Origin of the sequence: Actinocatenispora rupis (assembly GCF_016861975.1) — a bacterium.
Taxonomy (GTDB): Bacteria; Actinomycetota; Actinomycetes; order Mycobacteriales; family Micromonosporaceae; genus Actinocatenispora; species Actinocatenispora rupis.
This window is the reverse complement of sequence record NZ_BOMB01000001.1, coordinates 139,067-152,149: the sequence shown is the minus strand read 5'-3', so window position 1 is coordinate 152,149 and position 13,083 is coordinate 139,067. Positions and strand designations below refer to the sequence as shown.

General features: G+C 75.0%; 11 protein-coding genes. 8 read left to right on the top strand and 3 right to left on the bottom strand.

The window, feature by feature from the left end:
* Both imuA' and Aru02nite_RS00740 read right to left on the bottom strand, forming a co-directional pair.
* A complete protein-coding gene (gene imuA', locus Aru02nite_RS00745) occupies window positions 1-708 on the bottom strand; it encodes a DnaE2-dependent mutagenesis accessory factor ImuA' (RefSeq protein WP_203654034.1) in 708 nt (235 codons plus the stop codon).
* A 903-nt stretch (window positions 709-1,611) separates the two neighbouring features.
* Window positions 1,612-2,079 (bottom strand): SAV_6107 family HEPN domain-containing protein, encoded by a 468-nt coding sequence (locus Aru02nite_RS00740; RefSeq protein ID WP_203654032.1) that lies wholly within the window; start codon window positions 2,077-2,079, stop codon window positions 1,612-1,614.
* Between the two features lie 601 nt (window positions 2,080-2,680).
* On the opposite strand from Aru02nite_RS00740, the gene Aru02nite_RS00735 reads away from it, so the two are divergent.
* The 7 genes from Aru02nite_RS00735 (at window position 2,681) to Aru02nite_RS00705 (ending at window position 10,788) form a co-directional block, all read left to right on the top strand.
* Window positions 2,681-3,880: a cytochrome P450 gene (locus Aru02nite_RS00735; protein WP_203654030.1), complete on the top strand. Its 1,200-nt coding sequence runs from the start codon at window positions 2,681-2,683 to the stop codon at window positions 3,878-3,880.
* Between the two features lie 240 nt (window positions 3,881-4,120).
* Window positions 4,121-4,504 (top strand): GntR family transcriptional regulator, encoded by a 384-nt coding sequence (locus Aru02nite_RS00730; RefSeq protein WP_203654029.1) that lies wholly within the window; start codon window positions 4,121-4,123, stop codon window positions 4,502-4,504.
* 56 nt (window positions 4,505-4,560) lie between these two features.
* Window positions 4,561-5,046 (top strand): YbaK/EbsC family protein, encoded by a 486-nt coding sequence (locus tag Aru02nite_RS00725; RefSeq protein WP_239076252.1) that lies wholly within the window; start codon window positions 4,561-4,563, stop codon window positions 5,044-5,046.
* A gap of 208 nt (window positions 5,047-5,254) precedes the next feature.
* Window positions 5,255-5,794, top strand: coding sequence for a GNAT family N-acetyltransferase (locus Aru02nite_RS00720; RefSeq protein ID WP_203654027.1), 540 nt, complete (start codon window positions 5,255-5,257; stop codon window positions 5,792-5,794).
* A 114-nt stretch (window positions 5,795-5,908) separates the two neighbouring features.
* Window positions 5,909-6,709 (top strand): hypothetical protein, encoded by an 801-nt coding sequence (locus tag Aru02nite_RS00715; RefSeq protein WP_203654026.1) that lies wholly within the window; start codon window positions 5,909-5,911, stop codon window positions 6,707-6,709.
* On the top strand, window positions 6,699-9,032 hold the full coding sequence (locus Aru02nite_RS00710) for an HAD-IC family P-type ATPase (protein WP_203654025.1): 2,334 nt from the start codon (window positions 6,699-6,701) through the stop codon (window positions 9,030-9,032). Before Aru02nite_RS00715 ends, Aru02nite_RS00710 begins: the two co-directional genes overlap by 11 nt.
* A gap of 58 nt (window positions 9,033-9,090) precedes the next feature.
* Window positions 9,091-10,788: an Hsp70 family protein gene (locus Aru02nite_RS00705; RefSeq protein ID WP_203654024.1), complete on the top strand. Its 1,698-nt coding sequence runs from the start codon at window positions 9,091-9,093 to the stop codon at window positions 10,786-10,788.
* 43 nt (window positions 10,789-10,831) lie between these two features.
* On the opposite strand, the gene Aru02nite_RS00700 is transcribed toward Aru02nite_RS00705, so the two are convergent.
* Window positions 10,832-11,482, bottom strand: a complete 651-nt coding sequence (locus Aru02nite_RS00700) for a TetR/AcrR family transcriptional regulator (protein ID WP_203654023.1) — start codon at window positions 11,480-11,482, stop codon at window positions 10,832-10,834.
* Window positions 11,483-11,597: 115 nt separating this feature from the next.
* Between Aru02nite_RS00700 and Aru02nite_RS00695 the strand changes: the two genes are divergently transcribed.
* Window positions 11,598-13,076 (top strand): FAD-dependent monooxygenase, encoded by a 1,479-nt coding sequence (locus Aru02nite_RS00695; RefSeq protein WP_203654022.1) that lies wholly within the window; start codon window positions 11,598-11,600, stop codon window positions 13,074-13,076.
* The last annotated feature ends 7 nt before the right edge of the window (window positions 13,077-13,083 follow it).

The window sequence follows — 13,083 nt, the reverse complement described above, 5'->3', positions numbered from 1 at the left end:
TCACCCCACCGCCTCGTCCGCCGCACCGAACCCTTCCGGAACGGTGACCTCCGGCGCCGCGGCCGGCAGCGGCGCGACCGACCCCGGACCCGTCCGCCCCGACGGCAGCAGCACCCGGGTCGACCGGGGCCGGGCGGCCGCACCACGCCCCGTCGCCTCGATCGTCAACGCGCGCCGCCGCAACCGGCCCCGCCCCGCGTCGAGCCCCTCCCACACCGGATCCGAACACCGCATCGCCACGTCCGCACCGGGCCAGTCGCCGTGCACCAGCAGGACCGCACCCCGCTGCCGGGTACGCGCCGCCAACCGCCGCGCCAGCACCGGCGACACCGGCCCGGCCGGACGGGCCACCACCAGACCGAACCCGTCCAGCAGCGCGGCCACCACCGTCCACCACTCCGGCCCCGGGTACGGCACCAGCGCGAACCGCTCCGGCACCACCCCGTACTCCGCCGCCGACAGCACACCCACCTCCGGTACGCCCGCCATCGCGCACCACTCCCCGCCGCTCGACGCCGCCCCCAGCAGCGCGAACAGCAGCGACATCCCGCCCGTCGCGGCCGCCACCGACACCGTCGCGCCCCGCCGCAGCCCGCCCTCCGGCAGCAGCGACCGCAACTCCCCGTGTACCGGCAGCAGCCGGTCGACGCCGTCCCGCAGCGCCGACCCCGCCCGTACCCCACCGGAACGCACCAGGTGCGCCGGCACCGGTCCCCGGCCGGTACCCCGGTCCGCCGGGCCACCGTCCACCGTTGCGGCCCCGCCCGGGTACGCCGGTCGCAACCCCGCAACGGCGCGCGTGCCGTCCGCATCCGGCGACGCTTCCGGTACGGGTTCCGCCAAGCGGCCACGCCGGGGCCCAGCCGGCAGCACGGCCAACGATCCCCGCGCAGGGGCCGCGGCACTGGAATCCTCGGGCAGGGCCCCCTGCGCCGGGGTGCCCGCGTCGGCATCCCTGGTCAGAGTCCCTTGCGCCGGGCGAACGGGGCTGGCGCTCCGGGAACGAGGTCCCCGCGCAGGGGCCGCGGCACTGGAATCCCCGGGCAGGACGCCTTGCACGGGAACGCCCGGGCCAACGTCCCCGAGGGATCCCTGCGCTGGGCGGCCGGGGCTGGTGTCCCGGGAAGGAGGTCCCTGCACAGGAAGCGCGTGGCTGGCGCCCCGTCCCCGCGCAGGGGGTACGGAGCTGGCGTCCCGGGGCGGCGCGATCGGGAGCGGCTCGGGAGGAAGCGGCATGCCCGGAAGCGGCGCAGGAGGGAGCGACCCGGACGGTAGCGGCATGTCCGGGAGCGGCTCGGGAGGGAGCGGCGCGGTCGGGAGCGGCGGGGGTGGAATGTCTTGCGGGGCAAGGGATCGGGAGGTGGCGGGGCGGGGGTCGGTGACCGGTCCGTCGGCGACCGTACGGTCACTGTCGCGCACCCGGCCGCGGGTCGGCCGGGTGGCGCGTCCCGCCCGTCCCGACCGGACCAGCCGTACGGCTGTGCCCCCCATGAGTGTCGTCCCCCCGCTGCGCTGTGCCCTCCCCGACGGTGCGTACGCCTCGGGAAGGTGGATCCACCGACCGCGCCGGCCCGGTCCGTACCCCGTGGTGACGGACCGGCGGCGGTCGGGTCAGCTCGCTCTGGTGGTGAGCAGGGGCTGGTGGGGCAGGCCGAGGGAGATCTCCACCGCGGCGACGAACCGTTCGGCGTCGCGGCACAGGTCGTCGGCCTGCCGGGGGGTGACCACGCGCAGGATGCCGGCCTCGGCGGCGGACCGCTTGGCGGCGCCGGCCGCGAACCGGTCGGCCCATTCGGTCATCTCCGGCGCGACGCTGCTCAGCAGCGCCCACACGCTGGTCGGGCGGCCGCGGCGGGACGACACGGGTCGGGCCCGGGCGACCAGTACGGCAGCGGCGGCGCGCAGCGCGGCGAGGTGGGCCGTGGCGTACCGCTGGCCCTCGGCGCGGGTGCCGGCCGCCTCGATCAGGCCGTGTCGGGCGAGCGCCAGCAGCTCCCGGGGCGACCGGTGCGGCAGCGCGTGCGCCGGCACGGTGGGCTTGTCGGCCCGCTGCTGGCCGGGCGTCAGAACCTTCGGCATCTCGGTCGTCCCCTCCGCCTGCGGTGGCGCCAGGCAGCTCAGTTGCGATCCAACGTCGCCGTACGCCCACCGCCGCAGGGGAAGAACCAGCGGGAGGCGCCAGCCGGCCGGGCGGGATGCTTCCCCTCACCTCGTCCGGCCGACCGGCCGGCAACGGCCCCGCCCACCTACCTGGGGGTCAGCCGGCAGGCGGGCGGAAGCCGCAACCAACCCGGAACGATGCCGCGATTCACCATTCCGGGCCAGTTCGAACATACGTTCGAACCGAGTCCCAGTAAAGCGCGTTTCCCGGCCGAGCGCAACAACCGGCCCCGCGCCGTGTCCCGGAGCACCACCCCGGCCCACCGCGACCACCGCCCGGCGACACACCCCGACCGTTCGGAACGGTCCGGCCGCGCACCGTGGCCGCCAGGGCGTGTCTGTACAGGTTGCCGGCCGGCTGCGCCGGGCCCCTTCGCCGCGTTGTCGGCGCGAGCGCAGACCACACCGGTACCTCCGCCTTGCGAGACAACGAACGGACTCCGGCTCGCTCGACCGAACCTGTGCAGACACGCCCTAGGCTCGGAAACCGGTCGACCGAGCCGAAACCGGGAGTGGCCACATGAGCTGTCCGTACGAACACGGGGCCGACGACGTGCCCGACATCCCGTTCCCGGACGCCTTCCGGTTCGACCCCGGGCCGCGCTGGGCGCACCTGCGCGACGAGGCACCCCTCACCCGGGTACGGACGCCCGCCGGTGACGTGGTCTGGCTGGTCACCCGGTACGACGACGTGCGCACGGTCCTGACCGACCCGCGCTTCTCCCGCGCCGGTACGGTCGCGCCCGGCGCGCCCCGGGTGGCGGTGTCGAGCCCGCTGCCGGGCACCCTGCCGACCACCGACCCGCCGGAGCACACCCGGCTACGGCGACTGGTGTCGGCCGCCTTCGCGTACCGGCGGGTGGAGACCTACCGGCCGTGGATCCGGGAGCTGGCCGGGCAGCTGGCCGACGGGCTCGCCGCGGACGGGTCGCCGGCGGACCTGCGGGCCGCGCTGGCGTTGCCGCTGCCGATCCGGGTGATCTGCCGGCTGCTCGGCGTCCCGTACGAGGACCGGGACAGGTTCCGGGAGTGGACGGAGCTGGCGTACAGCATGGTGCCGGCGGAGGCGGACCGGGTGCACGCCGCGATGGCCGCGCTGACCGACTACCTGGCCGGGCTGGTGGCGGCGAAGCGGGCCGACCCGGGCGACGACATCCTGTCCGAGCTGGCCGCCGACCCGGCCGGACTGAGCCCCGGCGAACTGACCGCGTTCGGGCTGAACCTGCTGGTCGCCGGGCACGAGACGTCCGCGAACCAGATCACCGGATTCGTCGCCGCGCTGCTGCGCGACCCGGCGCTGTGGGACCGCCTCGTCGCCGAACCCGCGCTCGTCGGTACCGCCGTCGAGGAGCTGCTGCGGCACACCCGGCTCAGCGAGACGGGCCAGCTGCGGGTGGCCGTCAAGGACGTCCCCCTCGCCGGCGGTACGGTCCGCGCCGGTGACGGCGTGATGGCCGCGATCGCCGCCGCCAACCGGGATCCCCGCGCGTTCGACCGGCCGGACGAGATCGTGCTGGACCGGGAACCGGGGCGGCACCTGGCGTTCGGGGTGGGGCCGCACTTCTGCCTCGGCGCGCACCTGGCCCGGGTCGAGCTGCAGGAGGCGCTGACCGCACTGACCTCCCGGTACCCGGGGCTGCGGTTGGCGGTGCCGGCCGACGACCTGCGCTGGCGCCGCGTACTGGTCAGCGGCGTCGACGCGCTCCCCGTCCGCTGGTGAGCCACTGTGCCGGGACGCGACTCCGGTCGGAGCTGGCGGGACGCGCTCCCGGTCCGCGGGCGAGGGGCGTTCCCGTGCGCCGGTGCGGGGCGCTCCCGTCCGGCACGGTCCGTTGGCGGTCGCGGCCGGGGCTGCCGGGCCAGATGACGGGACGGTCACGCGGGCCCGGACGGATCGCCGAAACCCTGTGGTACTGCCAGAATTGGCGGCACGGCCTGCCTCAGCGACGGGAGTGCAACGATGCGGCTGCGGGTGGAATCGTCCTCGTCGGTACCGCCCTACGAACAGTTGCGGCGGCAGCTCGCGCAGCTCGCCGGCAGCGGTGAGCTGCCCGCGGGCACCCGGCTGCCGACCGTACGGCAGCTGGCGGCGGAGCTGGGGCTGGCGGTGAACACCGTGGCCCGGGCGTACCGGGAGCTGGAGTCGTCGGGGCTGGTGGAGACGCGCGGCCGGGGCGGGACGTACGTGGCGGCCGGTGCGGACCTGACCGCGCAGCGGGCCCGCGAGCTGGCCGACCACTACGCCGAGCAGACCCGCCGGTTGGGCCTGTCCCCCGACGTCTCCCTGCGGTACGTGCGGGCGGCGCTCGGCCTGATCGAGGTCACCGCCGCCGACCGCACCTGACCACCGCGGGTACCCCGGCGTCGGGTGCGCCGCGGGGCGCGTCGAAGATGGAACGCGTGAGCGCCGAACACCCCAACGTCCTCGCCGTCCGTGCCGCGTTGCGCGATGCGGGCGCGACCGGTGACGTCGTGATCCTGCCCGACGCCGTACACACCGCCGCCGCGGCGGCCGCGGCGCTGGACGTCCAGGTCGGCCAGATCGCGAACTCGCTGATCTTCGCCGCCGAGCTGGCCGACGGCCCGGAGCCGCTGCTGGTCCTCACGTCCGGCGCGCACCGCGTCGACACCGACCGGGTACGCGAGCGGCTCGGTGCGACGGCGCTGCGTCGCGCCACGCCGGAGTTCGTGCGGACGCACACCGGGCAGCCGATCGGCGGGGTGGCGCCGGTCGGTCACCCGGCGCCGGTCCGCACCCTGGTCGACTCGGCGCTCGCCACCTACGACGTGGTGTGGGCGGCGGGCGGGGTGCCGCGTGCGGTGTTCCCGACGACGTTCGCGGAGCTGGTACGGATCACCGGCGGCGAGCCCGCGGACGTGGCGTGACGGGCGACGCGCCGACCGTACGTGGCGTGAACCGGCCCGGTCGTTGATCGCTTCGCGTACCGTCCTGGCAAGACCGGTCGCGCCCGCGAGGGTTGCGACGCGCTGATCGACCTGCGGGCCGACGGTCGGGTCCGAGTTCTCGGCGGGCAGCCAGCCGAGGGGTCGGTGCCCGGCGCCGGCCCCGACCGGAAGGAAACCCCCTGTCGCAATGACGCTCGTGCACTGGGCCCCGGAGGACCTGCTCGCCCGACTCGACGACGTGCTGACCGTGTACGCCGAGGCCATGGAGTACCCGGCGGATCTGGTCGCCGCGCGTCGCGGGTTCGTCGCCGCGCACACGCACTACCAGGGTTTCCGGGCGGTGGCGACGCTGGACAACGACGACCGGCTGCTCGGCTTCAGCTACGGCTACCTGTCGTCACCCGGCCAGTGGTGGCACGAGCAGGTGCGGTCCGGGCTGTCCCGCGGCGACGCGCGGCGCTGGCTGTCCGACTGCTTCGAGCTGGTCGAGCTGCACGTCCGGCCGGACGCGCAGGGCCACGGCCTGGGGTACACGCAGCTCGGCGCGCTGTTGGAGGGGGCGACGGAGGCGACGGTGCTGCTGTCCACCCCGGAGGCGCCGCAGGAGGACTCGCGGGCCTGGCGGCTCTACCGGCGTACCGGGTTCACCGACGTGCTGCGGCACTTCCACTTCCCCGGCGACGACCGGCCGTTCGCGGTGCTCGGCCGGGCCCTGCCGCTGGACTGATTCTCGCGATTCGCCCGGCCGGCCGGCCCGGTGGCGGTATGAAACACCTGTCAGGCCGCCGCCGGAGGGAGCGCCATGTCGTACCGCGGGCTCCGTCGTCCCGGGTGACGGGGCATGGGGCGCTGGTTCCACGACACGGTCATCGCGACCGGCCGACTGCCGCTGTTCTGCTTCTTCTGCGGTTTCGTCGTCGCGTTCGTGTTCATCCGGTTCAGCGTGCGGATGATCCGGGCGCAGGTGAGGTGGTGGCCGGGCAACGTGTCGTCCGGCGGTACGCACATCCACCATGTCGTGTTCGGGGTGGTGTTCATGCTCGTCGGCGGCGTACTCGGGCTGGCCGTACCGGACGATCTGGTGGGGTGGTCGTCCGGGTTCGCCGCGCTGTTCGGTGTCGGCGCCGCCCTGGTACTCGACGAGTTCGCGCTGATCCTGCACCTGGACGACGTGTACTGGAAGGAGGCGGGGCGCACCTCGATCGACGCGGTGTTCGCGGCGATCGCGCTGACCGGGCTGATCCTGCTGCGGATCACGCCGATCGGGGTGTCGGACGTCGCCGACGCGCGGAGCCAGTACCCGGGGGTGGCGGGGTGGGTGGTCGGCGCGGGGTACACGGTGCTGAACCTGGGGCTGGTGGTGGTCACGCTGCTCAAGGGCAAGATCTGGACCGGGCTGGTCGGCATCTTCGTACCGGTGCTGACGATGATCGGAGCGATCCGGCTGAGCCGGCCGGAGGCGCCGTGGGCCCGCTGGCGGTACCGGAACCGGCCGAAGAAGCTGGCGCGCGCCCGCCGCCGGGAGGAGCGCATCCGCCGGCCGCTGATCCGCGGCAAGATCGCGTTGCAGGAGTTCGTCGCGGGGCGGCCGGACCGCGACCCGGCGCCCCCGGCGGAACGGGAGGGCCCGGGTGACGACTGACCTGGCGGTGGGGCTGAGCGACGCCGAGGTGGCACGGCGGCGGGCCGCCGGCGAGGGCAACGTACGGCCGGATCCGACGGGGCGGACCGTCGCGCAGATCGTCCGGGCCAACGTGGTCACCCTGTTCAACGTGCTGCTCGGTTCGCTGGCCGTACTGATGCTGGTGGTGGGGCCGTGGCAGGACGCGCTGTTCGGGCTGACCGTGGTCGCCAACACCGGCATCGGGATCGTCCAGGAACTGCGCGCCCGGCGTACGCTGGCGCGGCTGAGTCTGTTGGCGCGCAACGACATCCGGGTACGCCGGGGCGGCGCGGAGCGGGCCGTGCCGGCGGACGAGCTGGTGCGCGGCGACGTGGTGCTGCTGGCGACGGGCGACACCGTACCGGTGGACGGCACGGTCCTGTCGGCGGACGGGCTGGAGATCGACGAGTCGCTGCTGACCGGCGAGACCGACCCGGTGGCGAAGCAGCCGGACGCCGAGGTGCTGTCCGGGTCGTTCGCGGTGGCCGGCTCCGGGGCGTACCTGGCGACGAAGGTCGGCGCGGACGCGTACGCGGCGCGGCTGGCGGCGGAGGCCGGCCGGTTCCGGCTCACCGACTCGGAACTGCGGCTGGGCATCAACCGGCTGCTGCGCATCATCGTCTGGCTGCTCGTACCGATCGGGCTGCTGCTGGTGGTCAGCCAGCTCCTCGCGCACACCGGGTTCCGCGGCGCGGTGTCCGGTTCGGTCGCCGGCGTGGTCACCATGGTCCCCGAGGGTCTGGTACTGCTGACCAGCGTGGCGTTCGCGGTCGGCGTCATCCGGCTCGGCCGCCGCCGCTGCCTGGTGCAGGAGCTGGCCGCGATCGAGGGCCTGGCCCGGGTGGACGTGGTGTGCCTGGACAAGACCGGCACGCTCACCGACCCGGCGATGCGCCTCGGCGAGATCCGGCCGTACGGGCTGGCGCCCGAGCGGGCCGCCGAGGTACTCGGCGCGCTGTCCCGGGCGGAGCCGCGGCCGAACCCGAGTACCCGGGCGATCGCGGCGGGCACCGGCGACCCGGGCTGGCGCGCCACCGACACGGTGCCGTTCTCCTCGGCCCGCAAGTACTCCGGCGCCGACTTCGGTACGGCCGGGCGGTTCCTGCTGGGCGCGCCGGAGATCCTGCTCGCGGCGGACGACCCGGCGCGGGTCGACGCGGACGGGCTGGCCGGCGCCGGTTCCCGGGTACTCGCGGTCGTCCCTGCGGTCGCCGGGCTCGCCGCGCCGGACGACGGGCACCGGGCCGTCGCGCTCGTCGTGCTGGCGCAGGCGATCCGGCCGGAGGCCCGCGCCACCCTCGCGTACTTCGCGGCGCAGGGTGTCGGGATCCGGGTGATCTCCGGCGACAACCCGGCGACGGTCGGCGCGATCGCCGGACGCCTCGGCGTACCCGGGGCGGACGAGCCGGTCGACGCGCGGACGCTGCCCGCCGATCCGGCAGTGCTCGCCGACACGCTGTCCGCCCGCACCTGTTTCGGCCGTACGACGCCGCACCAGAAGCGGGACTTCGTCGGGGCGCTGCACGCCCGGCGGCACGTGGTGGCGATGACCGGCGACGGCGTCAACGACGTGCTGGCGCTGTCCGACGCGGACATCGGCGTGGCGATGGGGTCCGGATCGGAGGCGGCGAAGTCGGTCGCGCAGGTCGTCCTGCTGGACGACTCGTTCGCGACGCTGCCGCACGTGGTCGCCGAGGGCCGCCGGGTACTCGCCAACATCGAACGCGTCGCCAGCCTGTTCCTCACCAAGACCTGCTACGCGATGCTGCTGGCCGTACTCGTCGGCATCGCCGGCCTGCCGTTCCCGTTCCTGCCGCGGCACCTGACGCTGATCGGCGCGCTGACCATCGGCATCCCGTCGTTCCTGCTGGCGCTGGCGCCGAACACGCGGCGGGCCCGGCCCGGCTTCGTACCGCGGGTGCTGCGCTTCGCGGTCCCGGCCGGGGTGGTCGCGGCCGGCTGCTCGTTCGCCGCGTACGCGCTGGCCCGGACGGACGACGGCACCGACCTGACCGCCGACCGTACGTCCGCGGCGCTGGCGCTGTTCGTGGTGACGTTGGGGGCGCTGGCGTTCGTGGCACGGCCGTTGCGGGGCTGGCGGCTCGCGCTGGTCGCCACCATGGGCGGGCTGTTCGTGCTGACCCTCGCCGTACCGGCCGGGCGGACGTTCTTCGCGCTGTCGCCGGTGAGTACGGTCGGGGACGTGGCCGGCGTGGCGATCGGGGCGGCCGGGCTGGTCGTCCTGGCGGGGCTGCTGCGGCTGACGCACGGCTGGCCGTCGGCGGCACAGACCGTACGGTGACGGACGTACCGGGCGTGGCTTCCCCCTCACTGGCCGGGACTTTGTACGCTCTGCGGCCGTGAACGGTTTCCGCCTGTCGATCGACTACGGCACCTCCAACACGGTCGCGGTGCTGCGCGGCCCGGACGGTCGCGCCACCCCGCTCGTGTTCGACGGGGCTCCCCTGCTGCCGTCCGCGGTCTACCTCGGTACCGACGGGCAACTCGGCACCGGACGGGACGCGGCACGCAGCGCCCGGCTCGACCCGGGCCGGTACGAGCCGCATCCCAAGCGCCGCATCGACGACGGCGAGGTACTGCTCGCCGACCGTGCCGTACCGGTGGCGGAGCTGGCGGCGGCGACGCTGCGGCGGGTCGCTGCCGAGGCCCGGCGCGTCGCCGGCGGCCCGGTCGCCTCGCTGGTGATGACCTGCCCGGTGGCGTGGGGGCCCACCCGGCGCGCGATGCTGTCCGACGCCGCGGCCCGCGCCGGCCTGCCCGCGCCGACGCTGGTACCGGAGCCGGTCGCCGCCGCCACGTACTTCGTGTCCGCGCTCGGCCACCAGGTCCCGCCCGGCCGCTCCGTCGTCGTGTACGACCTGGGTGGCGGCACGTTCGACGCCTGCGTGGTGCGGCGTACGGCGACCGGCTTCGAGCCGCTGGCGTACCTGGGGCTGGACGACGTGGGCGGGGTCGACCTCGACGGGCTGGTCCTCGACCAGGTGGGCCGGTCGGTGTCGGCGGCGGCGCCGGACGCGTGGCGGCGGCTGAGCCAGCCGGCCGACCAGACCGACCGGCGCGCGTTCCGCACGCTGTGGGACGACGCGCGCACCGCCAAGGAGGGGCTGTCCCGCCAGCCGTCCGTGACCCTGTTCGTACCGCTGGTCGAGCGGGACGTGCACGTGGCCCGGGAGGAGTTCGAGCGGGCCGCCCGGCCGATGCTGGCCCGTACGGTCGAGACCACGATGGACACGATCCGCGCCGCCCGGGTCCAGCCCGCCGACGTCGCCGGGATCTTCCTGGTCGGCGGCTCCACCCGGGTACCGATGGTCGCGACGATGCTGCACCAGGCGACCGGCCGCGCCCCGGCCGTACTGGAGCAGCCGGAGATCGTCGTCGCCGAGGGCGGCCTGCACGCCACCGCCCCGGCCGCCCCCGCGCAGCGCCCGACCTCCCCGCCGACCGGCCCACCCATGTCCGGGGCACCGATGTCGGGGGTACCGATGTCCGGGGCGCCGGTGTCCGCGCATCCCGCCGCGGTCGCGCCGTACTCGGCGGTCCCCGGCCCGCCTACGGCTCCCGGCCCGAGGACGGCGCCGGTGACCGCGCCGTACGCGCCGCCGGGGCCGAAGCGGCGGATGACCCCGCAGATCCGCAAGTTCCTCATCGCGGGGGTGGCCGCGGCGCTGCTCATCGTCGTCGGCACGGTCGGCGTGATCCTGCTGAACCAGAACGGCAAGCGCAACGACACCCTCGCCCTGTACCACAAGGTCGGGCTGCCGGCCGGGTTCAGCGAGCAGGGCGACCCGACGATGAAGAGCAACACCTGGCTGACCGCGAAGGCGACCAGTTCCTCGTCGGATGCGGCGGCGAAGACGCACGACTGGCTGACCGGCGTCATGGACAACGCGCCGAGCACCGAGGACCTGGAGAAGAACTACTACGGTCGGACGCCGCCGCAGTTCGTCGCGGCGGGCAGGTTCGAGCCGCACTCGGTGTCGTTCCACCTGAGCAAGTCGGGCTCCACGTACGTGATCGAGACCGAGATCATCTACTGACCGTCCACAGTGGACGCCCGCGTGGTCGGCCCGCGGCGGCCGGCTAGCGGGCCGACGCCGCCGGCTGTCCGAAGTGGACGGACAGGCCGCCGGCCAGCAGCGCGAACGCGTGGTCGGCCGCGGCGGCGGCCTCCGCGTGCAGGTCGTCGGCCCGGCCGCCGCCGGCGACCCGCCGCCAGTTGTCCTCCGCCAGCGCCAGCAGTACGACGGTGATCTGGGCGGCGGCGAGCCGGCAGGTGAGCGGGTCTGCCCCGGTCTCGGCGAGCGCCTCGGCGAGCGCCGCCTCGCTGGCCCCCGCGTACCGCATGAGGTGGGCGGCGAGGCTGGGCGTGCCGTACAGGATGTCGCGCAGGGCGATGGTCTCGGGCGCGTCGTTGAGCCCGGTGACCGGGTCGCGGTCGGCGAGCCGGTCCCGGAAGTGCCGGTGCAGCGCGTCGAGCGGGTCGACGCCGGCGGGCCGGTCGCGCACCACCCGGGCGGTCTCCTCGCGGTGGTCGGCGATGCGGTCGAGGAGCAGGTCCTCCTTGGTCGCGAAGTACTTGAAGAGGGTCGGCTTGGACACCTCGGCCGCGGCGGCGATGTCGGCCACCGAGACCTGCCGGAAGCCGCGCGCCAGGAACAGGTCCATCGCCGCGTCGGAGATGGCCTGCCGGGTGCGCCGCTTCTTCCGTTCCCGCAGTCCCTCGTCCGTCATGCCGCCAGCCTAACTCATCCTTGACCGGGAAAGTATCTTGTCCAGAACAAAAACTTGACTCGGTTAACTCTTAGCTGGCACGGTGTCCCCGACACCGACCGAAGGAGTACGTCCGATGGACGCCGACGTGATCATCGTGGGAGCCGGGCCGACCGGCCTCACCCTCGCCGCCGAACTGGGCCTCGCCGGGGTCCGCACCCTGCTGCTCGACGCCGCCACCGAACGCAGCCGCCAGTCCCGCGCCGGCAGCATCCAGCCGCGCACCGCCGAGGTGTTCGCCTCGCGCGGCCTCCTCGCGCCGATGCTGGCCGGTCGACCGCCCCGCGGCACCGTCGGCGGGCACTTCGCCGGCCTGCCCGTCCCGCTCACCGCGGACGGCTGGCGCACCCGCTTCCCCCACCCCGTCTCGATCCCCCAGTACGAGCTGGAGACGTTCCTCGCGGGGCACCTGGCACGCTTCCGCACCGTCGCCGTACGCACCGGATGCGCGGTGATCGCGCTGGAGTCCGACGACGACGGCGTCACCGCGACACTCGCCGACGGCGGTACGGTCCGCGGCCGGTGGCTCGTCGGCTGCGACGGCGGGCACAGCACCGTACGGCGGCTCACCGGGGTGGACTTCCCCGGCCGCTCCGGCCGGTACGGGATGGTCGCCAGCGACATCACCCTGACCGGCCCCGGCGCCGCCGAACTGCCCGCCACGCTGCGCCACTTCAGCCAGGCCGTACGCGGTGACGCGGAGCAACAGGCGCTGCTGTCCCCGCTCGGCGACGGGGTGTACCGGTTCATGTTCGGCGGTCGCGACCAGCTCGGCGTACCGCGGGACGCGCCGGTCACCGCCGACGAGATCTCCCGCGCGCTGACCGCCGCGTGCGGCACCGACGTCCGCCTCGACACCGTCCGGTACGCGTCGCGCTTCTCCGACGCCACCCGGCAGGCCGCCGCGTACCGGACGGGTCGGGTGCTGCTGGCCGGCGACGCCGCGCACATCCACCTGCCCGCCGGCGGTCAGGGCATCAACCTCGGCGTACAGGACGCGGCGAACCTCGGCTGGAAGCTCGCCGCCCGGGTGCACGGCCACACCGACCTGCTCGACACGTACCACGACGAGCGGCACCCGGTCGCCGCCCGCGTCCTCGCCAACACCCGCGCCCAGGGCGTACTGATGGGACCGGGCGACCCGGACGTCGGCGCGCTGCGCGACCTGCTCACCGACCTGCTGCGACTGCCCGCCGCGAACCACGCGGTCACCGGGATGATCAGCGGCCTCGACGTCCGGTACGCGCTGGCCGGAAAACCGCACCCGCTGCTCGGCGCCCGGATGCCCGACCTCGACCTCGACACCACCACCGGCCCGGTACGCCTCAGCACGCTCCAGCACGACGGCCGCGGCATCCTGCTCGACCACACCGGTCGGCTGGCCGCGACCGCGCGCCCCTGGTCCACCCGCATCCGGTACGTCGCGGCCCAGGTCGCCGAGCCCGACGCCGACGCGCTGCTGATCCGCCCGGACGGGCACGTCTGCTGGACCGCGGCGGACGACGACCCCACCGACGCCCTCACGTACTGGTTCGGCGCGCCCGACCCGGCCTGACCGGCGC

What these genes read in the sequence shown, in the direction of transcription:
- Aru02nite_RS00735 (WP_203654030.1), top strand. Translation starts at nt 2,681, where the DNA reads ATGAGCTGTCCGTACGAACACGGGGCCGACGACGTGCCCGACATCCCG.
- Aru02nite_RS00740 (WP_203654032.1), bottom strand. Translation starts at nt 2,079, where the DNA reads ATGCCGAAGGTTCTGACGCCCGGCCAGCAGCGGGCCGACAAGCCCACC.
- Aru02nite_RS00730 (WP_203654029.1), top strand. Translation starts at nt 4,121, where the DNA reads ATGCGGCTGCGGGTGGAATCGTCCTCGTCGGTACCGCCCTACGAACAG.
- Aru02nite_RS00715 (WP_203654026.1), top strand. Translation starts at nt 5,909, where the DNA reads ATGGGGCGCTGGTTCCACGACACGGTCATCGCGACCGGCCGACTGCCG.
- Aru02nite_RS00695 (WP_203654022.1), top strand. Translation starts at nt 11,598, where the DNA reads ATGGACGCCGACGTGATCATCGTGGGAGCCGGGCCGACCGGCCTCACC.
- Aru02nite_RS00720 (WP_203654027.1), top strand. Translation starts at nt 5,255, where the DNA reads ATGACGCTCGTGCACTGGGCCCCGGAGGACCTGCTCGCCCGACTCGAC.
- Aru02nite_RS00700 (WP_203654023.1), bottom strand. Translation starts at nt 11,482, where the DNA reads ATGACGGACGAGGGACTGCGGGAACGGAAGAAGCGGCGCACCCGGCAG.